At 68.0% G+C, this 26,367-nt stretch carries 28 protein-coding genes and 2 pseudogenes; 13 read left to right on the top strand and 17 right to left on the bottom strand.

The genetic code is table 11. The annotated features are described in order from the left end of the window. Positions 1-134 precede the first annotated feature (134 nt). Both AAHF99_RS09700 and AAHF99_RS09695 read left to right on the top strand, forming a co-directional pair. Positions 135-1,511 (top strand): hypothetical protein, encoded by a 1,377-nt coding sequence (locus AAHF99_RS09700; protein WP_342164027.1) that lies wholly within the window; start codon positions 135-137, stop codon positions 1,509-1,511. A 256-nt stretch (positions 1,512-1,767) separates the two neighbouring features. Next, entirely contained in the window at positions 1,768-2,325 is a 558-nt protein-coding gene (locus AAHF99_RS09695) for a metallophosphoesterase (RefSeq protein WP_342164025.1), read from the top strand. On the opposite strand, the gene AAHF99_RS09690 is transcribed toward AAHF99_RS09695, so the two are convergent. The 10 genes from AAHF99_RS09690 to AAHF99_RS09645 all read right to left on the bottom strand — a co-directional run bounded on the left by AAHF99_RS09690 (position 2,322) and on the right by AAHF99_RS09645 (position 6,451). Beyond that, positions 2,322-2,825, bottom strand: a complete 504-nt coding sequence (locus AAHF99_RS09690; protein ID WP_342164024.1) for a hypothetical protein — start codon at positions 2,823-2,825, stop codon at positions 2,322-2,324. The genes AAHF99_RS09695 and AAHF99_RS09690 overlap by 4 nt on opposite strands. A gap of 90 nt (positions 2,826-2,915) precedes the next feature. After that, a complete protein-coding gene (locus AAHF99_RS09685) occupies positions 2,916-3,251 on the bottom strand; it encodes a hypothetical protein (RefSeq protein ID WP_342164023.1) in 336 nt (111 codons plus the stop codon). After that, complete coding sequence (locus tag AAHF99_RS09680) at positions 3,238-3,564, bottom strand: hypothetical protein (protein ID WP_342164022.1); 327 nt, start codon at positions 3,562-3,564, stop codon at positions 3,238-3,240. Before AAHF99_RS09680 ends, AAHF99_RS09685 begins: the two co-directional genes overlap by 14 nt. After that, positions 3,557-3,748 (bottom strand): hypothetical protein, encoded by a 192-nt coding sequence (locus tag AAHF99_RS09675; protein WP_342164020.1) that lies wholly within the window; start codon positions 3,746-3,748, stop codon positions 3,557-3,559. Before AAHF99_RS09675 ends, AAHF99_RS09680 begins: the two co-directional genes overlap by 8 nt. Next, complete coding sequence (locus tag AAHF99_RS09670) at positions 3,735-3,980, bottom strand: hypothetical protein (RefSeq protein ID WP_342164019.1); 246 nt, start codon at positions 3,978-3,980, stop codon at positions 3,735-3,737. Before AAHF99_RS09670 ends, AAHF99_RS09675 begins: the two co-directional genes overlap by 14 nt. Further along, positions 3,977-4,801 (bottom strand): hypothetical protein, encoded by an 825-nt coding sequence (locus AAHF99_RS09665; RefSeq protein WP_342164018.1) that lies wholly within the window; start codon positions 4,799-4,801, stop codon positions 3,977-3,979. Before AAHF99_RS09665 ends, AAHF99_RS09670 begins: the two co-directional genes overlap by 4 nt. Positions 4,802-4,835: 34 nt before the next feature. Further along, complete coding sequence (locus AAHF99_RS09660; RefSeq protein WP_342164016.1) at positions 4,836-5,207, bottom strand: hypothetical protein; 372 nt, start codon at positions 5,205-5,207, stop codon at positions 4,836-4,838. Beyond that, positions 5,207-5,848 (bottom strand): hypothetical protein, encoded by a 642-nt coding sequence (locus AAHF99_RS09655; RefSeq protein WP_342164015.1) that lies wholly within the window; start codon positions 5,846-5,848, stop codon positions 5,207-5,209. Before AAHF99_RS09655 ends, AAHF99_RS09660 begins: the two co-directional genes overlap by 1 nt. 64 nt (positions 5,849-5,912) lie before the next feature. Beyond that, complete coding sequence (locus tag AAHF99_RS09650; RefSeq protein ID WP_342164013.1) at positions 5,913-6,182, bottom strand: hypothetical protein; 270 nt, start codon at positions 6,180-6,182, stop codon at positions 5,913-5,915. A gap of 50 nt (positions 6,183-6,232) precedes the next feature. Next, positions 6,233-6,451: a helix-turn-helix domain-containing protein gene (locus AAHF99_RS09645; protein WP_342164012.1), complete on the bottom strand. Its 219-nt coding sequence runs from the start codon at positions 6,449-6,451 to the stop codon at positions 6,233-6,235. A gap of 273 nt (positions 6,452-6,724) precedes the next feature. Here AAHF99_RS09645 and AAHF99_RS09640 point away from each other — a divergent pair, with 273 nt between their 5' ends. Both AAHF99_RS09640 and AAHF99_RS09635 read left to right on the top strand, forming a co-directional pair. Beyond that, positions 6,725-7,594, top strand: coding sequence for a hypothetical protein (locus AAHF99_RS09640; RefSeq protein ID WP_342164010.1), 870 nt, complete (start codon positions 6,725-6,727; stop codon positions 7,592-7,594). A 37-nt stretch (positions 7,595-7,631) separates the two neighbouring features. Beyond that, positions 7,632-8,219, top strand: a complete 588-nt coding sequence (locus tag AAHF99_RS09635; protein WP_342164008.1) for a hypothetical protein — start codon at positions 7,632-7,634, stop codon at positions 8,217-8,219. Positions 8,220-8,333: 114 nt separating this feature from the next. Here AAHF99_RS09635 and AAHF99_RS09630 read toward each other — a convergent pair whose 3' ends face one another. Further along, positions 8,334-8,630: a hypothetical protein gene (locus AAHF99_RS09630; RefSeq protein WP_342164007.1), complete on the bottom strand. Its 297-nt coding sequence runs from the start codon at positions 8,628-8,630 to the stop codon at positions 8,334-8,336. Positions 8,631-8,778: 148 nt separating this feature from the next. Beyond that, the gene (locus AAHF99_RS09625; protein ID WP_342164006.1) at positions 8,779-9,117 is read right to left on the bottom strand and encodes a hypothetical protein; all 339 of its coding nucleotides are present in this window, start codon (positions 9,115-9,117) and stop codon (positions 8,779-8,781) included. A gap of 864 nt (positions 9,118-9,981) precedes the next feature. On the opposite strand from AAHF99_RS09625, the pseudogene AAHF99_RS09620 reads away from it, so the two are divergent. From AAHF99_RS09620 to AAHF99_RS09610, 3 genes and pseudogenes are all read left to right on the top strand, one after another. Continuing rightward, positions 9,982-10,821 (top strand): annotated as a pseudogene (locus tag AAHF99_RS09620) (aldo/keto reductase). A gap of 297 nt (positions 10,822-11,118) precedes the next feature. Beyond that, positions 11,119-12,173, top strand: a pseudogene (locus AAHF99_RS09615) (catalase family protein). A 53-nt stretch (positions 12,174-12,226) separates the two neighbouring features. Beyond that, positions 12,227-12,796: a type 1 glutamine amidotransferase domain-containing protein gene (locus AAHF99_RS09610; RefSeq protein ID WP_342164005.1), complete on the top strand. Its 570-nt coding sequence runs from the start codon at positions 12,227-12,229 to the stop codon at positions 12,794-12,796. 110 nt (positions 12,797-12,906) lie between these two features. Here AAHF99_RS09610 and AAHF99_RS09605 read toward each other — a convergent pair whose 3' ends face one another. The 3 genes from AAHF99_RS09605 to AAHF99_RS09595 form a co-directional block, all read right to left on the bottom strand. Beyond that, positions 12,907-13,320: an ester cyclase gene (locus AAHF99_RS09605; RefSeq protein WP_342164003.1), complete on the bottom strand. Its 414-nt coding sequence runs from the start codon at positions 13,318-13,320 to the stop codon at positions 12,907-12,909. A 428-nt stretch (positions 13,321-13,748) separates the two neighbouring features. Continuing rightward, a complete protein-coding gene (locus AAHF99_RS09600; RefSeq protein WP_342164002.1) occupies positions 13,749-14,861 on the bottom strand; it encodes an alkene reductase in 1,113 nt (370 codons plus the stop codon). A gap of 46 nt (positions 14,862-14,907) precedes the next feature. Further along, positions 14,908-15,729 (bottom strand): alpha/beta fold hydrolase, encoded by an 822-nt coding sequence (locus AAHF99_RS09595; protein ID WP_342164001.1) that lies wholly within the window; start codon positions 15,727-15,729, stop codon positions 14,908-14,910. Positions 15,730-16,699: 970 nt separating this feature from the next. On the opposite strand from AAHF99_RS09595, the gene AAHF99_RS09590 reads away from it, so the two are divergent. The 3 genes from AAHF99_RS09590 (at position 16,700) to AAHF99_RS09580 (ending at position 19,634) form a co-directional block, all read left to right on the top strand. Then, positions 16,700-17,584: an SDR family NAD(P)-dependent oxidoreductase gene (locus tag AAHF99_RS09590; protein ID WP_342106160.1), complete on the top strand. Its 885-nt coding sequence runs from the start codon at positions 16,700-16,702 to the stop codon at positions 17,582-17,584. 127 nt (positions 17,585-17,711) lie between these two features. Next, positions 17,712-18,518, top strand: coding sequence for an SDR family NAD(P)-dependent oxidoreductase (locus tag AAHF99_RS09585; RefSeq protein WP_342164000.1), 807 nt, complete (start codon positions 17,712-17,714; stop codon positions 18,516-18,518). A 381-nt stretch (positions 18,519-18,899) separates the two neighbouring features. Further along, on the top strand, positions 18,900-19,634 hold the full coding sequence (locus tag AAHF99_RS09580; protein WP_342163998.1) for a DUF892 family protein: 735 nt from the start codon (positions 18,900-18,902) through the stop codon (positions 19,632-19,634). A gap of 723 nt (positions 19,635-20,357) precedes the next feature. Here AAHF99_RS09580 and AAHF99_RS09575 read toward each other — a convergent pair. Further along, positions 20,358-20,768, bottom strand: coding sequence for a response regulator (locus AAHF99_RS09575; RefSeq protein WP_342163997.1), 411 nt, complete (start codon positions 20,766-20,768; stop codon positions 20,358-20,360). A 257-nt stretch (positions 20,769-21,025) separates the two neighbouring features. Continuing rightward, complete coding sequence (locus AAHF99_RS09570; RefSeq protein WP_342163996.1) at positions 21,026-21,496, bottom strand: MarR family winged helix-turn-helix transcriptional regulator; 471 nt, start codon at positions 21,494-21,496, stop codon at positions 21,026-21,028. A gap of 238 nt (positions 21,497-21,734) precedes the next feature. Between AAHF99_RS09570 and AAHF99_RS09565 the strand changes: the two genes are divergently transcribed. From AAHF99_RS09565 to AAHF99_RS09555, 3 genes are all read left to right on the top strand, one after another. Next, positions 21,735-23,108, top strand: a complete 1,374-nt coding sequence (locus AAHF99_RS09565) for a sensor histidine kinase (protein ID WP_342163995.1) — start codon at positions 21,735-21,737, stop codon at positions 23,106-23,108. A 140-nt stretch (positions 23,109-23,248) separates the two neighbouring features. Continuing rightward, positions 23,249-25,861, top strand: coding sequence for a GAF domain-containing protein (locus tag AAHF99_RS09560; protein WP_342163993.1), 2,613 nt, complete (start codon positions 23,249-23,251; stop codon positions 25,859-25,861). A 254-nt stretch (positions 25,862-26,115) separates the two neighbouring features. After that, a complete protein-coding gene (locus tag AAHF99_RS09555; protein WP_342163991.1) occupies positions 26,116-26,349 on the top strand; it encodes a hypothetical protein in 234 nt (77 codons plus the stop codon). Positions 26,350-26,367 lie beyond the last annotated feature (18 nt).

Raw genomic sequence — 26,367 nt, 5'->3', positions numbered from 1 at the left:
TGCATCCCCTGGGGAATCCCCCCGTTTCGAGTGGTGGAGACTCTTGCCAGGGGGGCGACGCCCTGGCTGGTATCGGACTGGTATCAGCCTGCGGAGCCGGGATGGCAACTCCACAATCATGGACCCGCGAGCGAGTGAAGCTGGACGCCGGCATCGTGAAGCGCGCGGGCAAGGTGCTCGCCGCCGGCGTCGACGGACGAGCTCACGAATGGGCCGACACCCAAGAGCGCGGCCTCGTGCTGCGCGTGGGGAAGACGGGCGGCGCGTTCTACCTCAAGACGGAGCACCGCACCGTCCGGCTCGGCGACATGGACCTACCGGTCGCCGCGGCGCGCGAGGCGGCGCAGCGGTCGCGCGTCGAGCTTCGGGAGGGCAGGGTGCCCAGCCGGGCGAACCTCCGCGTCTGGCAGGAGGCGCACCGGCGTGGCCTGTCCCCGGCCGAAGCTATCGACGCCGCGTTCCCGGAGATCGCCCCGGAGCGGAGCGAGGAAGATCGCCGGCGCGAGGGGCCCTGGCAGTGGGGGGACCTGATCGAGATCTACCTGGCGTGGAAGCTGCCGTCGTTGAGGGCGCGTTGGGCCGGGCAGTACGAGAAGCACCTTCGCCGGGCAGGCGAGGGTGCCCTCGGGTTGAAGCTGGCGTCGGCGGTGACTCAGGAAGATCTTCTGAAGGTCCGCAACCGGGTGGCGGCCGAGAGGACGATGTCCGCCGCCGCCGATACCATCGAAGCGGTCAAGGCCGCGATGGACTGGGCCAAGCGGAGCGAGCCCGTGATATCCGGCCTCGGGAAGGTTCCGTACCCGTGGTGGCGGGACGGGCTGCATGTCGACTGGTCATCGAGCGAGCGGGAGCACACGCCGACGCTCCCCGAGCTCGCCCGCACCCTCGTGCTCGCCGAACGCCACCGCTCCCTCGGGGGAACGGCGAAGGAGACTAGCAACGGCACCCTCGCGGCGCTTTGGGCCGTGGTGCTCACTGGGCAGCGAGCCGGGGCCCTGACGGGGACGCTCCGGGCGACGACCCGGGACTGGCCGGAGCGGCCGGGCTGGAAGATATGGACCTGGACGCGGGAGGAGATGAAGGGCGGACGGCGTCCCCGGCCGCAGGCCATCCCCGTGCCGCCCGAGGCCCTGGCGGTGCTGGCGCGGTTCCCGGTCGACCCCGACAGCCCCTACCTGTTCCCCTCCATCGTCGCTGGAAAGTCAGTCTACCCGACGGTCCTGACGCAGCTCCTCGGTCGAATGCAGGGCGATCCGAAGGGCGGCCGCGGGGGCAAGGAGACGAAGCGTCCCGAAGCCGACTTGTTCGCACGCCATGGGATCCGTCCGTGGACGCCTCACGATGTCAGGCGGACGATGCCAGTGTTCCTCGACCTGGAGAGGCTCGCCGGCTCCGCATCGGCCATCCTTGCCCACAAGCACGCTCGCAAGGGCGGCGCCGACGAAGAACGCGAGCTCGCCGCCGCGATAACCCTGAAGCACTACCTCCACAGTCAGCGCTTGGAGCTTTAGGCCGAGGGGATCGAGCGCTGGGTGAAGGCCGTGCTTGAGGCGTATGACGCCGAGGCGGCCGCCCTGCAAAGGGTGTGAAAATTCCGCACGGGTTTCGAGAATGCCTGGACCCCGGCCAGGGAGCCGGTAATCCCCATCTGATAGGGTCGAGATTCCTCCCGGAGACCGTCATGCGAAAACCCGCGCCCGTCCCGCCCATCCCCCCATTCTCGGAGGCGTGACGCCGCGCGCGTAGCCTCCCGCGTAGGAGTCTGCCGTGACCACGTACCTGACCGCCGACACGCATTTCGGACACGAAGGGCTCTTGTCCGCCCGCATGGCCCGCCCCCGCCCATTCGCATCCATTGAGGACCACGACGAGACGATGATCGCAAACTGGAACGCGGTGGTGCGTCCCGGCGACGAGGTCTGGCACCTTGGCGACTTCGCCTTCGCCTGCGGCCTGCCGCACGCCCGGGGCGTCTTCGACAGGCTGCGCGGTACGAAGCGCCTCATCGCCGGCAACCACGACGCCAAGCTCGGTCGCAAGCTCCCGTGGGCGAGCCAGCACGACGGGATCCATCAGATCGCCGTCGACGCGCACCGGCTCGTCCTGTGCCACTACGCGATGCGCGCCTGGCCGGGCATCTGGCGAGGAGCCCTCCACCTCTACGGGCACACGCACGGGAGCCTGCCCGGCACGCGGCGCAGCGCCGACGTCGGCGTCGATGCCTGGGATTTCCGGCCCGTCTCGATGCCCGAGATCCTGGATGCGATGGCGCTCTCCGACGTCTGGCCCGAGGAGCTCCAGGGCAGCGAGGGGGCGGGGGGCTAGCCGAGACCTGCCAGGGCGTCGAGATCCTCGCCCTCGGGCAAAGCGCCGGGGTCATGAAGAGGTGCGCCCCCCCCGATTGTGATGAACGCGTCCCGCAACGCCCGCCCCCGAGTCGCCTGAGCGCGCATCACGATGTTGCCCTCTCCGATGACAATGAACGGACGAGCCGCGTTCAGGGGATCCCTGCAGCGCTTGTAAGCCGTGTTCGTAAGCCGGCGGACGCATCTGTACGTGAGCAAGCATCGCTCACGGGGGACGGGATCGATCCTCAGCAGCACACCGAGCTCAGTCCCGTCCAGCTTGTGGATAGTCATCCCTGAGCTGGGACGATAGAATCTCCCCAGATCAGCTGGCAGGGTGCTATTGACGTAAGTCGGGTAAAACCACGGTTCGCGGATGTTCTCGACGAGACACTTGCCGTAGGCCATGCCGGTGATGTGCCGATTGAAATCGACATCCGGATTGTCCGCTATGTCATACCGAAACTCGAATTCCCGCAACACATCATAGCTCCACTTAGGCCGCGATGACCGTACTCGGGCCGCCTGAACCTGGCGGTCGAGATCTCCTTCAAATCCGCCCGGTCCCGTTCACCTCTCGTCAGGAGGCGGGACCGCGATAGCCGCCATCCGGATACCCATCTCCGTCCGCTCCCACACCGCCTGGCGCTCCCGCACCCTCGCCAGAGCCGCATCGAGATACGCTTGAGACGACGGGTAGACGACCGGCTCGGGCTTCCAAGCGGCGCCGGGGTTGCGGAGCGTGGCGCGGGGATCGCCCCGGCGCCGGGCATTCATGATGACGCAGAACGCCCTGCGCGCGTCCGTGCCTACCTGCGCGGCGAGCTCGCGCGCCGTCTTGCCGGCGGCCCAGCCATCGAGGATCGCCTCGCGCGCGTCCGGCGCGATGGGGCTACGCCTGGGCATCGAGGGCCTCCTCGGTGACGCGCTCCCAGCGGCGGCGGCGCCGGTTCCAGTGAAACGGGCGGCGGTCCGCCCCGAAATTGGCCCAGGTGTAGCAGCCCGCCCCGAGGGGGCCCTCGACGCGGATCCGGCACGTTCCGCCATCGAACACCACCAGGTCCGCAGTGAAGCCGCGGCGGTCGCGGAAGAACCATGAGACCTTGCGGACGTAGCTCGGCACCCCCTTGGGGAGGATGTCGAGGACGTATGCGTGGACCGTCTCCTCGTCCGGGGAGAGCGTCTGGACGAGGTCGAGGGATAGCTGCGCCTCAACCATCGGCCGGCCCCTCATCGTCGTGCATGCCGTCGATACGCCGGGCGAGATCGCGGAGCTCGGCGCCGACGGGCGGCAGCGCATCCAGATCCCCTAGGGGCGATTCGTGCACCGCCTTCGCGACCTTGCGGACGGCGGCCGCCTCTGCCGGAGTCAGCTCAGGGAGCGGTTTGTCACTGATCGGCATGGGCGCCTTCCTTCGTAGGGTCGTCTTCGAGGACGCTGGTCCAATGGCCGACGACAAGCACGAGGAAGAAGATCGCGGAGAACGCCAGCGACCCGCTGGCGAGCATGAACAGGGCGTACGCGAGCTGGCCGGCGTAACCGGCCACCAACGCGATGATCGCGGTGAGCGCCACGGCGGTGATGATGCACGCGCCGACGGAGCCGAGGGTCGTCCGGAGGAGGCCGCGGATCACGACGACCTACCGGCGCGGGGGTGGTGCATGAGCCCCGTCAGGGCCTCGATGCCGCTCCACCCGATCTCGGCCGCGGCGACTTCGAGCAGGGCGGCCGCCTTGACGGCCTTTGCCTCAGCTTCACCTTCCCGGAGCTCGATCTCCTTCTCGCGGAAACGGTTGACCGCCGCGATGAGGCGCCGGCGCGGCCCGACGAGATCGCCGATCTGGGGGCGGCCGCGGCCGACGCGTCGCTTGTCATCGAGGCTACCCTCGACGGTGTCCATCCACTCGACGAGTGCCTCTAGGTCGAACACTGGCCCGTCCTTGCGGTAGCTGTGGACAGGAGCCCCGCTTCGCGTCCAGCGCAGGATCTCGCGGCCATGGACCTTGGCGAGGAAGACGACCCGACCCATCGTGGCGGTGAGGGGCTCCCGCGTGGGTGGATCCTCCTCGCCGTCGCCCTTGGCATCCTCGGCGGCCTCCCAGGCCGTGCCCTGCTCCTTGAACTCAGGCATCTCCGACACCGGAAGCCGGGTGGCGTGGCGCCGGTCGAACAAGGCCCACACGTTGCCTTCCTCTCCGTCAGGCGCATCGCTGCCGAGGGCGCGGGCGATGGCGGCCGCCGATGTCTCGCCGCCGCGGATCAGGCCGACGGCCTCGTGGTAGGGGCTCCCGGGGAGAGTAATCTCCCCCTCGTGCCAGTCGCTCAGCAGGCGCTGGTACGACCGGAACTCGCCCTCTTTCAGGAGGCTCCAGGACTCCTGCACGAGGGCCTTCATGATGCGGTCGCTGTCGGGGAGGAACTCGATGTGGGTGCCGGAGGGCAGCTTCGTGTCCATGTGAGTGCTTCTGTGTCGGGGGTTCGTGGGGTGGTTAGAACGGGATCCAGTCGTCGGCGGGGTCGATGGGCGGGCCCACCGACATCACCGGCGGCCTCTGGGGTTTCGGGGCCGGGGACTCCTCCCGGATAGCCGTCGCCAGTACGGGGGGCCGCGGCGGCGCGACGGGGCGCATTGGAGCCGGGACGGGGGCGCCCGCCTCCGCACCGGTGTCGGTGGAGTGAGCGTCGATGCCGCTCGCCATCGACCGGATGGCGTTACGCATGACTGTCTGCATCGCCCGCGTGGCGGCGTACGCGTCGATCACAGCACCGGCGGCGACGGCCGCCTTGCGGGCCTCGTGGAACCTCGCCTTGAGGGCCGGCCCGTCGAGGCTGTCGAGGTTGGCGAGCAGGGGGTTCGGCATCAGGCCGCCTCACCCTCCGGGGCGGGCAGCTCGCTCATGAGCTCGGACACCGCGTCGTAGCCGAGGACCGCCGCGGCGCGGTGCTGGAAACGGCTCGCCTCCACGCAGTCGCGGATGGCCTGCGCCCAGGGCTCGATGGCGTGCTGGGTGTCGATGCCGATGCCCGTGCCGACGACGGCGAAGCCCCTGGGGAGCTCGACAACCGCGCCCTTGCGAAGGGTATCCCCGGACGCGTAGGTCGCGCTCCTCGCGGCGGCGAGGATACTAGGATCGCCCTGGGTGGCGTCGGCGGGCTTGGCCTCGTCAACCTCGTCGTGGGTGACAACGCGCTTGACGGCCCACAGCACCTTATTCCTCAGCGACAGGATCGCGGCGTAATTGGCCTCGCTGAGTTCGTCGTAATTCCCCTCCGCCACGGCGTTCACGATGCGCTCGCCCTCCTTGGTCAGGATGGCGACCGTGCCAAGCTTTGGGGTCTCGTCGGGGTGGTCGATCAGGGCAACTTCGTATTCCTGATCGGCCAGATCCTTCACGATGCGCTTGGCATGTTCGTCCGGCGAGATGTCGAAGGGAGCATTCGCCTGCAGAGTGCGGGCGATGGTAGCCCGGACGAGCGTGTCGTCCTTGATCTTGATGGGCATCGCGTGGTCCTTCCTGTGTCGGGGCTGGGATTGGCGCCCCTCGCCGGGCGCCCTGGCGTGAATCTCAGGCGGCGTACTGGAAGAGGTCGAGCTGAGACGGCGGCGACCGCCGGATGCGCATGCCCGCGCGGATGCCAGCCATGTAGACGGCGTTGCGAGTCACGCCGCGCCTGTCAGCGACCTGCGCGGCGGTCTCGCGCCCCGACAAGATCGACTGGATGTCCGGCAGGGTGACGACCGCGCGGGACGGGAAGCGGATGCCCAGCCCATGGCAGTGCCTTTGGATGGTGCTTTCACTCCAGCCCTCCGCCGAGGCGATCTGGCTGATCGTCATGCCGGCGCTGACGTACCGCTCGCAGCGCGCGCGGGGGATCCTGCAGAGCCTCACGTCCGGCCCCCCGCGTCGACGGCGACGTAGCGGACGATGCGCTCGACGCCGAGCGCCGCGAGCACCGGCGCTCCGATGCCGCGACGGCCGCGGAGCACGTCGTGAATGTACTGAGGCGTGACGCCGGCCGCGTCGGCCCAGGCTTTCTGAGAACCTCGCTGCTCCACCTGCCGCCGCAGGCGCGCGAGCACTTCCTGCTCCGTGAGCTCCAACACCGCTTGTCTCCGGAAATCCGCTGATACGAGATGTTAGCCGCTCGATTTCGGATTTCCAGGGGCCATGGAGCCCGCATGCGAAATAAAGTCCCGGCCTCTGCCCCTTGAACACTGTTCAAACGGGCGGTCCTGATTTCACCAACGGCGGGATGCGATTTCAACAACGGTTTCCCCAACAGCCTGTTGTTGAAATCGTTGGTGAAAGAAGGGCGTTGTTCCTGGAGGGTGGCGACGTATATTGTCGTCGGGTCAGCCGAGACGCGGAGACAGACGATGCCTGAGGGGATGGAAATCGCGGACGAGTTCGAGCACCCGCCGACGTACGTGGGGCCGCCCAACGTTGCGGATCTCGTCTGGCGCGAGGGCCGGGTCATCCAGACACGCTACGGGGAGAGGCGCCTCGCGAAGGCGTCGCTCACGCCTGAGTTCCGGGAGACGTGGAAGTACGCCGCCGGGAGCCTGCGGAAGGCGGGGTTCCAGATCGAGGACTACAGCGACAGCGTCCTCTACTGGGAGCGCCTCGACATCGACCGCGACGAGCTGGCCGAACTCGTCGATTCGTTGCCCGACGTCATCGCCCGCGGGCAGGCAGAGGACGCCCGCATCGAGGACGAGCGCCGCGAGCGTCAGGAACGTGAGGCGGCCGCACTGCAGGCGTTCATCGAAGAGGCGCGGGAGGCCGCCCGCCAGTCCCTGCGCACCCGCCGGTGGACCTGGGCGAAAAACGCGCTCATCGACGAAGCGCAGGCTCTGATCGACGACGCGGGCCTCGACCGTACCGGTGCCGTGCGCCTGATGGCGCTTACCGCGCAGGCACACAAAAACGTGGTGCGTGGTGAGCAGCGCATCGCCATCCGACATGAGCCGGAGATGGTCCGCGCGACCGACCCGGAGATCGTCGCCGCCGCCCGGGCGGCCGTCATCGATATCACGACGTACGACGCCGACTGGGCGCTACTACGCAATGACATCGGCTGGAGCCGCGCGACGACCGTTGACGGCCACATCCTCGCTGGGCTCGACGCGTGGACGCCGGAGCAGGCGAGCCATGCCCTGCGCCTCCTGCGGGTCCATCGCAAGCAAGTGCCCTCGCGGCTGGAGGCGATCCTGTTCCCAACGTTGTCCCTTTCCTCGGCGGCCTGATCATCGGGGACGGCATCACCGCCAAAGGAAAAATCCCATGCGCCTCCTTGCCGTCCTCGCCACCGCGCTTCGCGCCATCGCCCTTGCCCCGATCCTCGTTTTCAGGGCGGGGCGATGGGTCCTCCGTGCTGTCGCCGGCCGCCAGCCCGACCCGGTCCTCCCCGCCACCTCCGCCGCGGCGGAGTATCTCGAAGCCTCGACCGCCCCGGGCCCCCGGCTCGCCACCGTCGACGGAGTCCCCGTACGGTCTGAAACGGGCGTCACCCTCGTCCTCGCCGCCAGGCATGCCGTTGCCGGGGGGCCGGCTGTCGACGTCGGGGGCCTGTCCGATGAGATCCAGGTGTGGCTCGCCTCGCTCGGAGAGGACGAGCTTCATCTCCTGGCGCGGACGCCCCCACACGTCGCTGAGAGCATAGCGCGGGGCGAGCCGGTCCCGGGGCTCCCGCCGCTGCATGCGGACACGTCCGCATCCCAGGCGGACATTTCCGCGCCGTCGGCGGACATGTCCGAAGACGCTGGGGTCGCGTACTCCTGGCCCGAGGGTGATGAGCCGGCCGACGATGCGATGCGGTCGCTGATGGCCCACCTGCAGGCGCAGCACCTCAGGCTTCGTCGCACCGCCTGAGCCCAAACCTGGAATGAGAAAGGCCCGCCGGTCATCCCGGCGGGCCTTTCTTTTTGAAGATGCGGGATTGACCCTTTCCCCGTGCGTCCGCGTGGGGCCGCTGTGCGTCTCCTGTCAGGCCGCGGACCGGCGACGGAGCCCGAGGAGCTGGCCCTCGGCCCGGCAAGCGCGCGACCGCTGCGCCTGAGCCTCAGCCCGTGCGGCCGCGAGCTCCGCGAGGAGCGCACGCTCCCGAGCCTGAGCCTGCAGGAGCCGCTGCCCAAGGGCGTGGACTGCATCCTCCGCCGCGGCGTACGCCCGGGCCCATGCCGCCTGCTCGCGGGCGGCCCGGGCGCCGTCGGAAGCGGCCAGCAGGGCAGCCCCGAGGAGGCCGCCGACGCCGTCATGGAGGTTCTGCGCGTGGTCGGTCATGGCGGCCTCCTGCGTGTCTCCCTCACATAGATTCAGACCAGGACTCCGGGGGCAAGGACGGCGTGCGATCGGGGTAAATGAAGCCCTGGCCGGGGTGTGGAAAACCGGCGAAATCCGCCGCCCGTGTCCGCTTGGATTTTCGTTGCAATCACTTGAAGTATCGGGGGACGTCGGAAAATTTGGGGGGTCGTCTCTGCGGACGCGGCTCGCCGGTTGCAGGGTCCTGAGGCACCCTGCCGGCATGCCCCTCCAGATCACCGTCACGACTGAGAAACCCGGGCCGGACGAGCTGACGCCCGTCGACATCCGGGAGGCCTTCGGGGACGCCATCGACGATCTCGCGCAGCGTGCCCGGTTGCACGTCGTCGAGGCGATGCCGTCGTACCTCGACCGGCCGACGCCCTTCACGCTGCGCGGCATCGGGGTCCTGAAGTCGAAGCCCGGGGCGCCCGAGCCCTACGCCGAGGTCGACGTCCTGCCGCAGCAAGCCCGGTACCTCCGCTATCAGATCCTCGGGGGCGTCCGGGTCGCGGGCGACTATGCCACCACGAAGAAGGGCGTCCTGATCCCAGGGCCGGATGCATCCCGCAACGCCAATGGCAATCTGCCCCGGGGTTTACGTGAAGCGCATGTTTCAGCAGCTGGGCAAGGTGTGGGTCCAGATCCATCAAGGCCAGTACGTCGGCCTCATCCGGCACCGCGGCCGCAAGATGGTGGCGCTGGCCGTACTGTTACCCAAGGCTCACTAAACCGCCGCGGCTCCCGCTCTACGACCTTGTCGAGGAGGCTCTGGTCGGAAGCGGCGTGCAGAACCTCGTCTGCTTGCACCTCGAAACCTTGTCCAGCCAGCATTCAACATCTCAGGTGCTCGAAATCGCAAGCTTTGCAAATGTTTGGGTGCCGTAACTGGGGCACCCGATAGCCACCGGTCCGCTTTGCGCCCATTCCAGCCACTAGATGGCCCTCGTGTGCGTCTCCGAAGCAGACATCGATCAAGCCGGCGGCCACAACATTCTCATGTTTTGACACATCAGCGGGCTTTGGAAGGCACGCCTAAGCGCAAGATCGCAACATCCAGTTCTTTAGGCGGGGTACAGCAACGACGGAATGCGCGATCAAACGGTGCGGTATGACGGTGCGCACCGCCCAACAACATGCACAAGCCTACATGGACCGGCTGCTGACGCACGCCCTGAAGGGCGAGCTCAACCCAGCCTGCCTCGCCAACCACCGTTTCTCCCTTGAGGACGGACCGCGCGGCTACGACATGTTCAATCACAAGACGGACAGCTGCGTGCGCGCGGTGTTCGCGCCTAAGGCGCACGTGCCGTCCACGGATGGAGGGAAATGCATGGAGCGGCGCCCGTTTGGTCCCGTGCCGCGCGAGGTTGCGGTGATCGGCCAGGGAACCTGGTACATCGACGACGCGCACCGGCCCACCGCGGTCGCAGCGCTCCGCCGCGGCCTCGACCTCGGCATGACCCACATCGATACCGCCGAGATGTACGGCGACGCCGAGACCGTGGTCGGCGAGGCGATCGCCGGGCGGCGCGATGACATTTTCCTCGTTTCCAAGGTCCTTCCCAGCAACGCCTCGCTTGCCGGGACGGTGGCGGCCTGCGAGCGCTCGCTCGCGCGCCTACGCACCGACAGGCTGGATTGTTAACTGCTGCACTGGCCTGGCTCGCATCCGCTTGAGGACACCTTCACCGGCTTCGAGCGGCTGCGCGAACAGGGCAAGATCCTATCCTGGGGGGTGAGCAACTTCGATGTGCCCAACCTTGAGGCCGCTTGGAAGGCCGGGGGCGAGGGCCGCATCGCCTGCAATCAGGTCCTCTATCATCTCGAGGAGCGCGCAATCGAGCACGCCGTCCAGCCCTGGTGCGAGGATCACGGAATCGCCGTCGTCGCCTACAGCCCATTCGGCCATGGCAGCTTCCCCGGCCCACGAACACCGGGGGGCCACGTCCTGGAGGAGGTCGCGGCGAACCACGGCGCGACCGCCCGTCAGGTCGCGCTTCGGTTCCTAGCGCGGAGGCCGTCCACCTTCACGATCCCCAAGGCGTCCAGTCCCGAGCATGCCGCCGACAACGCCAGCGCTGGCCAGCTGCGGCTGACGGAAGCCGAGATCATCCGGATCGACGCGGCGTTTCCGCGGGGTCCCCGACCACGCCGCCTCCCTATGTTGTAGGCCCGTGATACCGACTTGGTCAGGGCAGATGGTCGTACCCCCGTCTCGCATTCCCGCCCGGCAACGGACGATTCCGGCAATAAGCGGGGGTTCGCGGATCGGCGGATCGTCCGAACGACCTACGCTGCCTGCTGAGGGGTGAAAGCGCCTCGAACATGCGTCGTGGCGACCGTTCGGCGGAGGGGCTGCCCTTGGGCTGCCAAGGAACTCGCTCGCATCCCGGGAGATGCCTTGGAACGACGGTGATCGATCCGCCGAGGAGCGACGAGCATGACCTACCTTTGATATGCCCCCGGCATCGAGACGCCTGCTGCGGACGAGCAGAAGACGATTGACGGCATCATCGCCGGCATGACGCAACAATCCGAGACGGTGGAGAGGCGCGAGCACCATGCGGTGCGAGCCAGCCACGCAAAGAGTTCGGCCTGCGTCACCGGCGAGTTGACGATCTCCGCCGGCCTGCCGCCCGAACTGGCGCAGGGGTTGTTTGCCACGCCCGGCACCCATCCCGTTGCGGTTCGCTTCGCTCAGGGACCGGGCGAGACGCTGGGCGACCGGGTCTCGACCCACCGCGGCATGTCGATCAAGGTGTTCGACGTCCCCGGCGAGAAGCTGCCCGGCCACGCGGCCGACACCCAGGATTTCGTCCTCGCGACCGGGACCACCTTTCCGTCCGGCACGGCGGCCGGCTTCCTGCACGACGGCACGGTCATCGGCAAGTCGACCGGCCTGCCGGAGGGCGTGAAAAGCGCGGTGTCCTCCACCATGCGCAACCTCAACAAGGCGCTGCATGCCTTCGGCACCGAGAGCGCGCTCGCCGACTTCTTCGGTCATCCCTACAGCCACCCGCTGGCCGACAGCTACTTCAGCCAGGCGCCCGTGCGCTTCGGCGACCACGTGGCCAAGCTCGGGGCCGTGCCGACGGCCGAGGCCCAGCGTGCGCTATCCGAGTGGAGGCTCGACCCGAACCAGGACGAGGACGGCTTCCGGCACGCCACCGTCGCGTTCTTCCGGGAAAACGACGTGATGTTCGAGATCAAGGCGCAGCTCTGGGCCGATGCCGAGCGGCAACCCATTGAGGATGCTTCGGTCGACTGGCCGGTCTCGGTGAGCCCCTACCGGACGGTGGCGACGCTCGCCTGCCGCGCCAGGACGCCTACTCGCCGGAGCGGGTGCGCTACTTCGACGAGGTGATGACCTTCCGCCCTGCGCACAGTCTCGCGGCGCACCGGCCGCTCGGTTCGGTGATGCGGGCGCGCCTCCAGGTCTACCAGGCGCTGAGCGATTTCCGCCACCGCGAGAACGGCGTCGCGGCCGAGGATACCGCCGGCATCGACCGCATCCCGGCGTGAGGAACGGCGCGAAGGCGCCCCCGTTAGATCCCGACACCCGGAAGGACGATGACATGAGTTTGCAGGGCAAGAAAATCGCGATCCTGATCGCACCGCGCGGCACCGAGGAGCCGGAGTTCGCCAAGCCGCATGAGGCGGTGAAGCAGGCCGGGGCGACCGTGACGGTCATCGGGTTGGAGGCCGGCGAGGCCGAGACCGTCAACAACGACCTCGATCCCGCCAACCGCTACAAGGTCGACAGAACCATCGAAGGGGCGTCGGCCGCGGACTACGACGGGCTCGTCATCCCCGGCGGTTGCGTTGGCGCCGATAAGCTCCGGGCGAGCAAGGATGTCGTAGCGTTCGTCCGGGACTTCTTCGCCGCGGGCAAGCCGGTCGGGGTCATCTGCCACGGGCCGTGGACTCTGATCGAGGCCGACGTCGTGAAGGGCCGGACGCTGACCTCATACCCCACGGTTCGCCGCGACATCGAGAACGCCGGCGGCACCTGGGTCGACGAGGAGGTCGTCTGCGACAAGGGGCTGGTCACCAGCCGCACGCCCAAGGACCTGCCGGCCTTCTGCGCCAAGATCGTCGAGGAGTTCGCCGAGGGCCGCCATCCCGACCAGGCCCGGAGCGCCTGAGGAGTCGGGAAGCCGACGATTGGCTCTTGAGACCCAGGGCGGCCCATGGGTCGCCCCGGGTCATTTCCCGAGGACGTCCCGCGGCCGGGACGCCTTCGCGGAAGCCTCCGTCAACCCTCGATGGCGCCGATCTGCTTCAGGATGCCGAGCTCGTCGGACGAGCCCCACCGCTCGACCATCTTGCCGTCGACGAAGCGGCCGATCTGCATGCCGCGGACCTTGATGGCCTTCCCGGTGGGCTTGTGGCCGTTGAAGTCACCCTGGTGCGTGCCGGTGAGCGTGTAGGCGAAGGCGACGCTATCCCCGTCGGCGACGAGCTTCTTCACCTCGACCTGCATGTCGGGGAACGCGGTGCGGAGTTCGGTGAAGAAGGCCTTGTATCCCTCGGGACCCATGCGCTGGCCCGGAGCCGGGTCGTGATCATGGCAGTCCGGGGCGACGACCTCGGGGAAGGCGTCGAACTGGCCACCGTTGACGAGTTCTCCGAACTTCTCGGTCGCCTGGATGCTGCTCTCGCGGGACATGGTGCTCCTTGGGTTCGGTTCGGTAGGATCGGGGCGTCTCACTCGAAGGCTAGGAAACCCGCGCCATGCCCGGTCGTTGCACGCCGCCCTCGCGAGGCCGCGCTTGGACCCGGTGCCGGAGCGACGCGGCGCGCCGGCCCGCATGTCGGCACGGGTTGTAGGCGACCGAGGACGCATCCTCGGCGCCACGTCGCATACTCACCGACTTGGCCGCCTCGGAGGCTCGGAGCGCGGTTTCGAGCAACTTGCCCCTGGTGGTGGTGGTGACCCACGCCCGATGCCGGCCGGGGTACACACCGGCCGCTCGGTTCGCTCCTGCCGGCAAGGCCGAGGTTGGCCGAGCGCTCTCCCGCGCGCAGCAAGACACTCATACGATACCGGCCGTCGCCTCGGTCACAATCGGCGACGTGCCGATCTCCGTGATCAGTTCAGCGCCGTACCGGTACCGGCCCGTCCATGCCCGGCCAGTCGGAGTAACCGGTCGCACCGCCGCCGTACCAGTATTGCTTGGGTGCCTCGGCCAGCGGTGCCGCGCTCGCCAGCCGCCCGACGAGGTCCGGGTTGGCAAGGTAGGGCCGGCCGAAGCTGAACAGATCGGCGCGGCCCTCGGCCAGTTCCTTCTCGGCGAGATCCAGGGTGTTCTGGTTGTTGCCGATATAGGCGCCCTCGAACCGGCGCCGCAGGTCGAGGAAATCGACGCCGTCCGGCACATCCCGGGTCTGCTGCGTGACGCCCTCAATCGTATGAATGTAGAGCAAGCCGAACTCGTTGAGCGCATCGACATAGGCGCCGAAGGTGGCATGCGTCTCGGAATCGAGCGGTGTCTCACCGGGCTGCGTCGTGGCGGGCGACAACCGGATGCCGACGCGGCTTCCGCCGTCCCAGGCCTCGGTCACCGCACGGACCACCTCAAGTGGGAACCGCAAACGATTCTCGATCGAGCCGCCGTAGCGATCGGTTCGCTTGTTGGTCGAATCTCGCACGAACTGCTCCAGCAGGTAGTTGTTGGCCGAGTGGACCTCGACCCCGTCGAAGCCGGCGCGCTTGGCGTTCACGGCCGCGCGCCGGTAATCCTCGACGATGCCGGGGATCTCGTCGGTCTCCAACGCCCGCGGGGTGACGTGGGGCTTCATCCCCTCCATCGTGAAGGCAGTTCCCTCCGGCTTCACCGCCGAAGCGGAGACCGGGAGGCCGCCCCCTGGCTGCAGGTCGGGATGGGATATCCGCCCAGTGTGCCACAGCTGGAGGAAGATGCAGCCGTCGTTGGCGTGGACCGTCGAGACGATGCGCGTCCAAGCCTCGATCTGCTCGTCCGACCAGATGCCCGGCGTGTAGGCATAGCCCACGGCCTGGGGCGAGATATTGGTGGCCTCCGTGATGATCAGGCCGGCGCTGGCACGCTGGCCGTAATAATCGGCGGCGAAGTCCGGCGGTACGCCCGCGGTCGAAGACCGGCTGCGGGTCAGCGGCGCCATCACGATGCGGTTCTTGAGGTGCAGATCGCCGATTGTCACGGGTTGGAGGATCGGGCTCGTCGTCATGGTACCTCGGATTGTGTGTGCGGGGTAATGGTGAGCGGAGCGCGGGTCAGCCCTTCAGGAAGGTGATCAGATCCGCGTTCAGCCGTTCGGCATGGGTGAACGGCACGGCATGCGGCGCGCCGTCATAGACGACGAACTCGGCGCCGGGGATCGCGGCGGCTGTGGCCTTGCCCGACACGTCGATCGGCACGGTCCGGTCGGCATCGCCGTGGATCACGAGGGTCGGCACGCGAAACGCGGCCATGTCGGCGCGGAAGTCGGTCTCGGCGAAGGCCGTCACGCAGGCGGTCGTCGCCTTCGGCGACCCGCGCATCGCGAGGGTGCCGGTCCATTCGATCAGGTCGGAAGAGACCGGCGATGAGAGCATCCCAACCCCGAAGAACGTCTTTGCGAAAGTCGCCATGAAGTTCGGGCGGTCCTTCTTCAGCCCGGCGATCATGCCGTCGAACACCGCTGGGTCGACGCCGTCTGGGTTGTCGACCGTCTTGAGCATATAGGGCGTCACCGACGAGACGAGCGCGGCCCGAGTGACCCGGGCGCCGCCATGCCGGCTCATGTACCGGGCGATCTCGCCGCCGCCCATTGAGAACCCGACCAGCGCCACGTCCTGCACATCGAGGGCGTCGAGTACGGATTTCAGGTCGTCGGCGAGGGTGTCGTAATCGTAGCCGTCCCAGGTCTGGTCAGAGCGGCCGAATCCGCGGCGGTCGTAGGCGATGGTGCGAAAACTAGCCTCGGTGACCGTCCGCTGCTGGAACTCCCACATGTCGGCATCGAGCGGCCAGCCGTGGACGAGCACGACCGGCCGACCGCGTCCCCAGTCCTTGAAATAAAGTTGCGCGCCGTCGTGGGCCGCGATGAAGGGCATGATGGTCTCTCCGGTCGGACGATCGTCTCTCACACGACCGGTTCCGGGCCGCCTCGGTTCCCCGGGGTGAAACCTGCGCGGATGGCGCACACCGCATTAAGTGCGCTGCGGAAAGCGCCGGTGGACCGCCGAGGAAACGCGCCGGATCATGCAGCGGCAACGGCTCGTCCGCACCTGACGAGTTCGTTCAGCCCGCAGCGCCAGACGAACCGGTGTCTCCGAACCACCAAGCCAGCGATCACAATCGCTAAACGCCTGCCTTGAGCGAGCGTTTATCCGCTTTCAAGCGCCGGATCTGAAGCGGTGAGCGGCTGAGTTGGGTCAAAAGCAGACCCTCGCCTGGTAGATTGAGCTTCGACCCTGTTGCGCCCACCGCTCCACGTCTGCGAGGGTCCGAGGGACAACAAGGCACGCGGGCTCTGGGGGGAGCGCGACCCCGACCGCCTCGCGTGGTCCTGTCGCCTGATTGAAACGGTCGTGCCCGGCGATACGCGACGGGCCGAGCTGCAGGCCATGCTGGAATAGCGCTCACACGGGCCTTCGGCGTGTAGAAGGTCATCGCTCGCGACCTCTCCGAGGTCGAGGATCGTTGCAGGCGTGCGATGGGCGAGGCGCGGACCGGATCATCAAGCGTGCGAACCGAGGCCGAGGACGGCAGCTTTCCTTTGGCTAACCGGTTCAGGAAGCGGTCGCCTCCCACGCGTCCCGCCAACCCCCAGCTTACGGGAAACGGGAGCGAGCCAACCATGCAGAGAAAAGTCCTCGTCGCCGGCGCCCAGGGCGTCATCGGCCGCGCCGCGACGCTTCCGTGGATTTCTTCGCGAACCCCTGCCGTCGGAGTGCTCGCCTAGGCCAAGGCCGACGAGACCACGGCGGCTTCACATCGCGCAGTCGTTACATGCCGCAGTTCCATCCGGTGCGTTCGGGTCTACGACAGCCCTTCGACGGGGCGAGGATTCCGAGGCTCGCGATGGCAGATTCTAGTTCGAACTCCCTGTTCCGATTGGACGGTAAGGTCGCGGTGGTGACGGGTGCGGCCCGCGGCATCGGCCGGGCCTCCGCGGCCGCCCTCGCCCAGGCCGGCGCGGACGTTGTCGGCATCGACATCGCCGGGCCGGTCAGCTCGATCATGGAGGCGGCGAAAGCGACACCCGACGAGTTGGCGGATACGGGACGCATGGTCGAGGCCGCGGGGCGTCGCTGGCTCGGGCTGACGGCCGATCAGCGCGACATCGGCGCACTGCGGAACGCTGCCGACAGGATCGTTCAGGCCTTAGGCGGCATCGACATCCTGTTCGCTAACGCCGGCATCCAGGCGTTCAAGCCCCTACTGAAGATGGAGGATGCGGACTGGCATGATCAGATCGACGTCAACCTGACCGGCACCGCCAACGCGATCCGGGCCTTCGCTCCCCACATCGTCGCCCGCGGCGGCGGCCGCATCATCGTCACGTCGTCGACCCAGGGCCAGCACGGCACCCTGAACGGCTCGGCCTACTCGGCCTCGAAGTGGGGCATCATCGGGCTGATGAAGTCGGCCGCCCTCGAACTCGGCAAGCACCGCATCACAGTCAACGCCGTCATCCCCGGCCTGATCGACACGCCGCTGACGCGCCACGAGGAGCGGTACACGCAGGCCCTGCAGGTCGGCAACAAGGCGCCGTCCGGGAACGAGGCCGAGGACGAGGAGGCCGCCAAGGCGGCGCTCGCCGGCAAGTCGCCGCTCGGCGTGCCCTGGATCGATCCCGACGACGTCGCCCCGGCGGTCGTGTTCCTGGCTTCCGATGCCGCCCGCATGGTCAGCGGCACGAGCTACGCCGTGACCGCCGGAGACAGCGCCAACGTGACGGCCTGAGGCGAGAGCGTGCGGATACAGCCAGACAGAGAGTGAACCGGGCCGACAGCATTTGCCGCAGGATGGGTGGCCGCCGGAGCTCGGCGGTCCGCGTTCTCCATCCATCATCGCAAGGGAGTGCAGGCACATGGATCTCGGGATCTCAGGTCGCGTCGCCGTCGTCACGGGCGCGAAATCGGGCATGGGCCGCTCGACCGCCGAGCACCTGCTGCGCGAGGGCGTCCACGTCGTCCTGACCGACAAGGAAGGTCCCGAACTGCAGGCTACGGCCTTGGAGCTGGCGGCGCTCGGCCAGGTTCGCGCGGTCGAGGCGGACCTCAGCACGGCGAAGGGCATCGAGGTGCTCGCTGCCTTCGCCAACATGGCCTTCGACGACAAGCCCACCATCCTCGTCTGCGCCGCCGGCATCACGGGTGCGTCCGGCGACTTTCTCGAACTCACGGACGAGGACTGGATCGAGGCGATTCAGACCGACCTCATGGCCGGCGTGCGCGCGACCAGGGCCTTCATCCCGCATATGCGCACGGCAGGCTGGGGCCGGGTCGTACTGTTCTCATCGGAGGACGCCGTGCAACCCTACATCGAGGAGCTTCCCTACGCCGCCGCGAAGGCCGGCGTACTGAACCTCGCGAAGGGACTGTCGAAGGCCTACGGACCGGAGGGCGTGCTCGTGAACGCGGTCGGCCCGGCCTTCATCGCGACGCCGATGACCGACGCTCAGATGGAGAAGAAGGCCAAGGAGAAGGGCATCTCGTTTGACGAGGCGATCAAGCTGACGCTGGACGAGGAGCGCCCCGGCATCGTCGCCAAGCGCCGAGGCCGGGCTGAGGAGGTCGCAGCCGCGGTTACGTTCCTCTGCTCGGAACATGCCAGCTTCATCACCGGCGAGTTCCTCCGGGTCGACGGTGGCTCCGTGATGACAATGGGTGGTTGAGACTCGGTCGCGAACTAACGGCCGTTCGATGCGTGAAATGGCACCGAACGGTCGCTTTCCGAAGGCCTGTATCCTCACGGCAATGGCTGGGTTGTGTCGGCAGGAGGCCGTCCGCTTTTGCGGCGGGCTGCTCCGAACCGGACCGGCCGTTTGCGGCCAGCTCCAGCCGCGTGAGCGGACGCCCTCGAACGGCTGGGTTGGGTCGGTAGCGGGAAGACCGCTTGGGTAGGATTGCTTACGGTGCGCGGCGGGGCAGATCCTGTGGCAAAACGGACCTCGCAGCCGGAGCCATTCACAACCGTTCCAGATAGTTGGAAAGGTCGACCCTGAGTGAACTCCACAAGCTCGGACTATCGCTCGCAGAGCTGAAGTGATCCTGAGTTGGACCCGGCGTTCGCCCGCCGCGTTGGCCGTTGTGGTCGCTCGCATCAACCGAACGGCTCGAGTGGTCAGGTCTGCCAAACAGACACTGAGCCAAGAACGGCGAACACGAAGCAGGAAACGATGTCAGGGAACCGGCGACTTTTCGAGGACGGGTTACATCTGCTCCACGAAGCGCATGGGCAGGGGGCGGCACAGGCGGCACGCAACTACAAGACGTCGACGCTGCCAAAGCTCAAGCAGATGCTCGAGGCGGGATCTAAGCAGAACATCGTTCAGCAGAAGCGGTTGGACGAAGTATTTGAATTAATCAGCATCAGGCCCGATCCCAAACAAGATCCAGCCATGCAGGGCATCTGCGATCTCAACGAAGCAGAAATAGCCAAGCACAGGAGCGCCGCCGACCGCGATCTCATCAACATTGAGTACGGTCAAGTTGCGGCTCATTTCTACATCGCCCGGTATGGGACGCTACGTAGTGCTGCACACGCGCTCGGACACGCCAAAGCCGCCAAGCTTTTAGATCGTACGCTTGTCGAGACCCGCGCGATCGATCAGGCCTTCACACAGCTCTACAATCATCTACTGGCACGCCGCACCTCGACTAGCTATCCGGACGAGACCGCGCTCGCCACCACGGCGTACATGCACCCCCGCCTTACGGTTGGGCTAGCGCTTGGCGGTATCTTGGTTGCGGTCGCGCTCTTGGAAGCAGGGCGATCCAAGCGACGCTGAAGGGCGAACGCAGCATGGCTCTTATGTGGGGCCTGCTGCCGTCTGCTTCAGGGGACGGGCGAATATATCTCGAATGGCCGGGTTGGGTCGGTAGGAGGCAGTCTGCTTTTCCGGCCTGCCTTCCCCGAAGCGGTCATTCCGCTTCCGGCCAGACTCCGTCACCCCAATTTGGCAGCGTACGCATAACCAGACATTCGGCTTGGCGCCCAACCCGGTCATTCGGCCCACTCCGGCGCCTACTCCGAAGCGGACGCTCCAGCAGCTTAGCGCCTTAGGCAACGGACCGAGAGCACCTGAACACGCTCATCGACAAGCTCAAGGCTGAGAACGCTGCCGCCCGTCCCGTGGGTAGGCCGCCGAGGACCAGGCCGCGCGTCCGGTCTGCTTCGCCAAGGTCGAGAACCAACCCGATCGCTTCTGCGCCGAGAAGTTCTGGGACCGCGTCATGCGCGAGGTCGCCGAGGTCCCGGCCGAGCGCGGGGCCCTGACACCGGCCGAGATCCTTCCCGAGCTCAGGACCTGGACGGTCCGCGGGGCGGCGCTCCGCCGGGCGCCGCCCCGCCGCCGTGCTTAGGAAGAAGATGGACGTCCGCGTCTCCTTCAAACGCTACTTCGAGCACCGGGACGAAGGGCGCTACTCACGCAGGGCCGGATAGGCCGCAACAACGACGGTCCATCCCGTCCCGCCGGCCTCGACCCGAACCGAGAGCAAACACCCCTGAATCAGCCGCGGAGCGGCGGCGGCTTGCGGCCCTCGGGGAGCATATCCCGCAAATGGTCGTGCACGATCCGGGCGCTGAACGGCTTGGCGATGAAATGCGCGCCGTCCGGAAGGTCGTCTGGACCCGGCGTGGCCTGCCCGGACGCGACGATGATGCGGATGGGCGGCCAGTGGCCGGCCGCGTGCCGGGCGAGTTCGAACCTGTCCAAATCCCCGGGCATCTGGACGTCGGTGAACAGCACGGAAAGGTCGGGGTGCCGTTCCCGCAGCAGGACCAGCGCCGCGTCGGCATCCGTGGCTTCCAGGGTCTCGAACCCGGCGTCTTCGAGGATGTCCAGCTCGTCCATGCGGATGAAGGCATCATCGTCGACGACGAGGGCGCAGGGGCGGGACTGTGGGGTGGGATCGGTCATGGCGGGGATTAAAGCCCGTCCGCCGTGAAAGGCTCCCTGGCCTCCGGCGTCGATGAAAACCCGTCGTGCGTGTGCCCGGTGTCGTCAGGCTGCGCCATGTGAGTCCAGCAGAGTTCGCGCATCACGCCCGCGGCCGGCGCCACGACCCGGCAACCATGAAACGCGAGCCGCGGGACACCGACCTGGAAAAAACAGTCCCCGCATCCGCTACGAGTTCATCAAGAGTTGCCGCGTGTACGCCGGCGTCCGGAGCGTCCTCAGTTCGGCTCGTCGCCCCGGGGCATGCCCGTCGTCGCAACACGCTCGGCGAGATCCTTTAACTCCTGGCGAAGGTCGGCGAGGTCGCGTTCGCCGAGGCCGGTGCGGCAGACGACGGCCTGCTGCGCCTCCGAGACCCTGTCCTCCAGCAGCCGGCCCGCCTCCGTCAGGCCGACGAGGACGACGCGCCGGTCCGCGGCGCGGACCCGGGTGACGAAACCCGCCGCCTCCAGCCGGTCGACCAGGGGCGTGACCGCGCTGGACGAGAGTTGCAGGCGGGCGGCCAGGTCATGCACCGCCGTCCCCCCGTCTTGCCAGAGCGCCAGCATGACGAGGTATTGCGGGTAGGTCAGGCCGAGCTCGCCCAGCAGCGGCCGGTAGGCGCGCACCACCGAGTTCGTCGCGGCGTAGAGGGCGAAGCAGAGCTGGTCATCCAGCATGAGCCCGCGTTGCTTCGTCGATGTCGCCATTGACCGGCGCTCCGTCCAGACGTTAATCGTTCACGCGTGAGCGATGCTGTCAACCAGCCGCCACGGTGGATCGCCTCGGGGTTCAAGGAACGCTCCCGGACCGGATGGAGGGCGCCGCGGCGACAGCCTCGGTGGGGTGCCTGGGCGACCCACGGTCGCCGGCCGGTTCCTCGGTGTCGTCCGGTTACGTCGACGGCGCAACCGACATGGCGAAGGTCGGGACATCGGGAGCGGGCTCATGGATGCGGTCAGCGCGCAGGACATCGTCGACACCGTTCCGTCGAGCCTGCTCGTGCTCGACCTCGACCTACGGGTGCAGTCCGCCAACCGAGCCTTCTACCGAACCTTCGCGGCCGCTCCGGACGAGACCGTCGGGCAGGCCTTGTTCTCGCTCGGGAACGGGCAATGGGACATCCCGAAACTGCGCAGACTGCTCCTGGAGATCGTGCCGCGCGACGAGGCGGTCGAGGGCTACGAGGTCGGGCACGACTTCCCCGGCATCGGGGTGAAATGCATGCGGCTCAACGCGCGCAAGGTCCATCGCGAGGGCGACGGCATCCCGTTCCTGCTCCTGGCCATCGACGACGTCACCGAGGCTCACCAGGCCCGCAAGGAGGCCGAGCGTCAGAGGAGCCTCGCGCAGAGCATCGTCGACACCGTGCGCGACCCGCTCGTCGTCCTTGAGCAGGACATGACCGTGGTCGCCGCCAGCCGGGCGTTCCTGCGCCTGTTCGGGGGCGAGGCCGGCGACCTGACGGGGCGGTCCTTGTACGACCTCGCCCAGGGCCAGTGGCGGGTCGGTCGGCTGCAGGAACTGCTCGGCCGGATCGTGCCCGACGACGAGACCATGGACGGGTTCGAGGTCGAGGACGAGTTTCCAGATCTCGGCCGGCGCATCTTCAAGCTCAACGCCCGGAAGGTGTTCCGCCCCGGCAACCACGTCACCCGGCTGCTGCTGGTGTTCGAGGACGTGACCGAGGCGCGCATGCTGGAGCGTCACCGCGACCTGCTCGCGGCGGAACTCGCCCACCGCATCAAGAACAGCCTGCAGATCATCACGGCCTTCGTGTCGTTCGAGATCCGACGGGCCGCCGAGCCTTGCCTTGCCGGATACCGGGCGATGCAGGCGCGCATCGGCGCCGTGGCCGAGCTGTACGACGTGATCTCGCGGTCGGCCACGCTCGGCCCGGTGCCGGCGGACGCCTACCTGAACGGCATCGCCGGCAGCCTGCGGTCGAGCCTGCTCGGCGAGGGCCGCGGCGTGTCCATCGCCGTGGCCGCCGACCCTCTCCCGGTCAGGGCCGAGCATGCCGTGACGCTCGGGCTGATCGTCAACGAACTCGCGACCAACGCGGTCAAGTACGCCTTCCCGGACGGCAAGGGGCGCATCGAGATCGGCTTCCGACGTCAAGAGGACAAAGTCACCCTGACCGTCAGCGACGACGGCATCGGCCTGTCGGCTCCTGGTGCCGGCAACGCCTCGTCGGGCCTGGGATCGCGCTTCGTCGAGGCGTTCGTCCGGCAGCTCGGCGGGACCATGGCTACTGCGGCCGGGTCCCCGGGGACCACCTTCACCGTGCGGCTGCCCCTCTCAATCTTTGCCGAACCGTGATCCGGAAGTGGGCGAAGGGCGTTCGCTCGACGTTGCCGCGGGAATCGTCGAGATGACCCGATGCCGAAGTTGCAGGCCCCGTCGACCCCATGCCGCGATTGGATGATCTTTTGCCGCCTTGCACTCCGACCGTCATACACGTGGAACGACAGGGCGCAGAGGCGACGGGCCGGGAGGCGCGGCGGCTCGCGGCGCTCGCCGGATACGCCATGCTCGACACGGCGCCGGAGGCGGAACTTGACGACATCACCCGCCTGGCCGCGCGGATCTGCGGCACGCCGGTCTCGCTGATCACCCTTGTCGACGACGTCCGCCAATTCTTCAAGGCGCGGTCGGGCTACGCGGGCGCGGAGGACGCGCCGCTCGATTCCGGCTTTTGCCCCCTGGTCGTGAGCGCCGGCGCGCCGCTCATCATACCCGATGCAAGCTCCGACCCGGCCTACGCGGAAAACCCGGCGACCCGCGACGCGGGCGTGCGGTTCTACGCCGGCGTGCCCCTGCTCACGATGGATGGCCTGGTTCTCGGGACGCTGTGCGTCGTCGACCGCGACGCGCACCCCGACGGCCTGGATGCGACGCAGGTCGAGGATCTCCAGGCGCTCGCCCGGCAGGTCATGGCCCAGTTCGAGCTTCGCCGCGCCGTGCGCGACCGCGACGAGGCCTTGCATCAGCGCCGGACGGACGAGGCTCGGCACCGGCAGGTCCTCGCCAGCGCGGTGGATTACGCCATCCTCACCACGGACCTCGACGGTCAGGTCACCGGCTGGAATGCAGGCGCCGAGACCATCCTCGGTTGGAGCGAGGCCGAGGCGCGCGGGCGCCACGCCGACCTGTTCTTCACCCCGGAGGACCGCGCCGACGACATCCCCGAAAGCGAGATGCGGGCGGCGCGCGAGGAGGGGCGCGGGAACGACGAGCGCTGGCACCTGCGCAAGGACGGGTCGCGCTTCTGGGCCCTGGGCGAGATGATGCCGCTCACCGCCGAGGACGGCGGCCACGTCGGCTACCTCAAGATCCTGCGGGACCGCACCGAGCAGCGCCGCCGCAGCGAGCGCCTGCATCTCCTTGCCCGGGCCGCCGCCGAGTTGCTGTCGGCCGCGGACCCGGACGCGGCCCTGGTACCGATCCTTGAGGCCGGCACCGAGGCGCTCGGCTTCGACCAGACCTACATCTACGTCGCGGCGGCGGACGGGGAGCGGTTGGCGCTGACCCAGTCCGTCGGGCTCGGGCCGGAGTTCAGGGCGGTCCTCGGCGACGTGTCCTGCGACCTACCCCTGTGCGGGATCGTTGCCCGGACGCGCAAACCCTTCGTGCTCCCGGACATCCAGTCGAGCGACGAACCCCGCCACGCCATGGCGCGCGAGGCCGGGCTGACCGCCTTCGCCGGCTATCCGGTGATCAGCCATGAGAGGCTGTCCGGGGTGATCTCGTTCGCCTCGACCCAGCATGCCACTTTCGACGGGGAGACCCTGGCCTTCTTCGCCACGGTCGCGAAGTTCCTCTCCACGGCGCGTGGCAGGATCGACGACGAGGCCGCCCTGCGGGCCAACGAAACGGACCTGGAGCGGCAGGTCGGCGAACGTACCCGGGCCCTGATGATGGCCGAGGAGGCGCTGCGCCAGTCGCAGAAGATGGAGGCGGTCGGCCAGCTCACCGGTGGCGTCGCGCACGACTTCAACAACCTGCTGACCATCATCCGTTCGTCGGTGGACTTCCTGCGCCGGCCCGACCTCGCCGCCGAGCGCAAGCAACGCTACCTCGATGCCGTCTCCGACACGGTCGAGCGGGCCGCCAAGCTCACGGGACAGCTTCTGGCCTTCGCCCGGCGCCAGGCGCTCACCCCGGAGGTGTTCGAGGTCGGGGCTCGCCTGCGTGCCGTCGGGGACATGCTCGATACCGTGACCGGTGCCCGCATCCGAGTGGTGACGGAGATCGAGGGAGCGCCCTGCCACGTCCGCGCCGACGTCAGCCAGTTCGAGACGGCCCTCGTGAACATGGCGGTCAACGCGCGCGACGCCATGCAGGGAGAGGGAACCCTCACCCTGCGGCTCGTCTGCGGCGCCGCCCTGCCGTCGATCCGCGGACATGCCGGATCGGCCAGCCCGTTCGTCGCCGTGTCGCTGACCGACACGGGCAGCGGCATCCCGGCGGAGGCGCTGCCACGGGTGTTCGAGCCGTTCTACACCACGAAGCCCGTCGGCCAGGGCACGGGGCTCGGTCTGTCCCAGGTGTTCGGCTTCACCAAGCAGTCCGGCGGCGACATCGCCGTGGAGAGCGAGCCGGGCCGGGGGGCGACCTTCACCCTGTACCTGCCGGAGGTGCCGGCACCGGTCGTCGTCGAGGACACCCGGGCGGCCGAGGTCCCGACCGCGACTGGGCTATGCCTGCTCGTCGTCGAGGACAACCTGGAAGTCGGTCGCTTCGCCACGCAGATCCTGGAGGACCTCGGCAACGAGACGGTGTGGGCGACGAACGCAGAGGAGGCCCTCGTCGAGATTGAGCGGACGCCGGGCCGGTTCGACGCGGTGTTCTCCGACGTCGTCATGCCCGGCATGGGCGGGGTCGCCCTCGCGGAGGAGCTGCGCCGACGCCTTCCGGACCTGCCGGTGGTCCTGACGTCCGGCTACAGCCACGTCCTCGCCCAGGACGCCTCGCACGGGTTCGAGCTCGTGCACAAGCCGTACTCGGCCGAGCAGCTCTCGCGCATGCTCGGCAAGGTCACGGCTGTGCGCCGCGACCGCATCGCCCGGTAGGCCTGCCGACGGTCGCAGGCGGGACAGGGCGCGCCTCTTCTGGAACTGGCTGAAACTTTCCGGGACGAGCCCTCGTACAGGCCGGCATACGCCCGGCCAGGGCGTGGCGCGGGGCCCGGCCCCGGCGCCCGAAAAGTTGCGCCCGACAATCACCGGGCGGGCGTAATTTATTCGTGAAATCAGGAACTTGCAGCAAGATAATTGTCTTGCCTCCTTGTGCGAACGGTATTCCTTCCCCGTACAGGAGACGTCGAATGAAGATCACCACCCTCGCCCTCGCCGCCTCGGTCCTCGGCGGCCTCGCGCTCGGAACCGGTGCCGCCTCCGCCGCCCCGATGGGCCCGAACGGCCTTCAGGCCACCCCGGCCGGCGTGACCCAGGTTCGGATGAGCAGCAGCGAGCGCATGATGATGAAGAAGCGCATGATGCATAAGAAGATGATGAAGCGCCGGATGATGAAGCGGAAGATGATGATGAACCGCATGTAAGCGGCCATCCCGAACGCG

The organism is Methylobacterium litchii, assembly GCF_038442315.1.
Taxonomy (GTDB): Bacteria; Pseudomonadota; Alphaproteobacteria; order Rhizobiales; family Beijerinckiaceae; genus Methylobacterium; species Methylobacterium litchii.
The sequence above is the reverse complement of the archived record's forward strand: the minus strand, read 5'-3'. Positions and strand labels throughout refer to the sequence as shown.

What these genes read in the sequence shown, in the direction of transcription:
- AAHF99_RS09685 (WP_342164023.1), bottom strand. Translation starts at nt 3,251, where the DNA reads ATGCCCAGGCGTAGCCCCATCGCGCCGGACGCGCGCGAGGCGATCCTC.
- AAHF99_RS09680 (WP_342164022.1), bottom strand. Translation starts at nt 3,564, where the DNA reads ATGGTTGAGGCGCAGCTATCCCTCGACCTCGTCCAGACGCTCTCCCCG.
- AAHF99_RS09675 (WP_342164020.1), bottom strand. Translation starts at nt 3,748, where the DNA reads ATGCCGATCAGTGACAAACCGCTCCCTGAGCTGACTCCGGCAGAGGCG.
- AAHF99_RS09665 (WP_342164018.1), bottom strand. Translation starts at nt 4,801, where the DNA reads ATGGACACGAAGCTGCCCTCCGGCACCCACATCGAGTTCCTCCCCGAC.
- AAHF99_RS09660 (WP_342164016.1), bottom strand. Translation starts at nt 5,207, where the DNA reads ATGCCGAACCCCCTGCTCGCCAACCTCGACAGCCTCGACGGGCCGGCC.
- AAHF99_RS09655 (WP_342164015.1), bottom strand. Translation starts at nt 5,848, where the DNA reads ATGCCCATCAAGATCAAGGACGACACGCTCGTCCGGGCTACCATCGCC.
- AAHF99_RS09650 (WP_342164013.1), bottom strand. Translation starts at nt 6,182, where the DNA reads ATGACGATCAGCCAGATCGCCTCGGCGGAGGGCTGGAGTGAAAGCACC.
- AAHF99_RS09640 (WP_342164010.1), top strand. Translation starts at nt 6,725, where the DNA reads ATGCCTGAGGGGATGGAAATCGCGGACGAGTTCGAGCACCCGCCGACG.
- AAHF99_RS09635 (WP_342164008.1), top strand. Translation starts at nt 7,632, where the DNA reads ATGCGCCTCCTTGCCGTCCTCGCCACCGCGCTTCGCGCCATCGCCCTT.
- AAHF99_RS09630 (WP_342164007.1), bottom strand. Translation starts at nt 8,630, where the DNA reads ATGACCGACCACGCGCAGAACCTCCATGACGGCGTCGGCGGCCTCCTC.
- AAHF99_RS09610 (WP_342164005.1), top strand. Translation starts at nt 12,227, where the DNA reads ATGAGTTTGCAGGGCAAGAAAATCGCGATCCTGATCGCACCGCGCGGC.
- AAHF99_RS09605 (WP_342164003.1), bottom strand. Translation starts at nt 13,320, where the DNA reads ATGTCCCGCGAGAGCAGCATCCAGGCGACCGAGAAGTTCGGAGAACTC.
- AAHF99_RS09600 (WP_342164002.1), bottom strand. Translation starts at nt 14,861, where the DNA reads ATGACGACGAGCCCGATCCTCCAACCCGTGACAATCGGCGATCTGCAC.
- AAHF99_RS09595 (WP_342164001.1), bottom strand. Translation starts at nt 15,729, where the DNA reads ATGCCCTTCATCGCGGCCCACGACGGCGCGCAACTTTATTTCAAGGAC.
- AAHF99_RS09590 (WP_342106160.1), top strand. Translation starts at nt 16,700, where the DNA reads ATGGCAGATTCTAGTTCGAACTCCCTGTTCCGATTGGACGGTAAGGTC.
- AAHF99_RS09585 (WP_342164000.1), top strand. Translation starts at nt 17,712, where the DNA reads ATGGATCTCGGGATCTCAGGTCGCGTCGCCGTCGTCACGGGCGCGAAA.
- AAHF99_RS09575 (WP_342163997.1), bottom strand. Translation starts at nt 20,768, where the DNA reads ATGACCGATCCCACCCCACAGTCCCGCCCCTGCGCCCTCGTCGTCGAC.
- AAHF99_RS09570 (WP_342163996.1), bottom strand. Translation starts at nt 21,496, where the DNA reads ATGGCGACATCGACGAAGCAACGCGGGCTCATGCTGGATGACCAGCTC.
- AAHF99_RS09565 (WP_342163995.1), top strand. Translation starts at nt 21,735, where the DNA reads ATGGATGCGGTCAGCGCGCAGGACATCGTCGACACCGTTCCGTCGAGC.
- AAHF99_RS09555 (WP_342163991.1), top strand. Translation starts at nt 26,116, where the DNA reads ATGAAGATCACCACCCTCGCCCTCGCCGCCTCGGTCCTCGGCGGCCTC.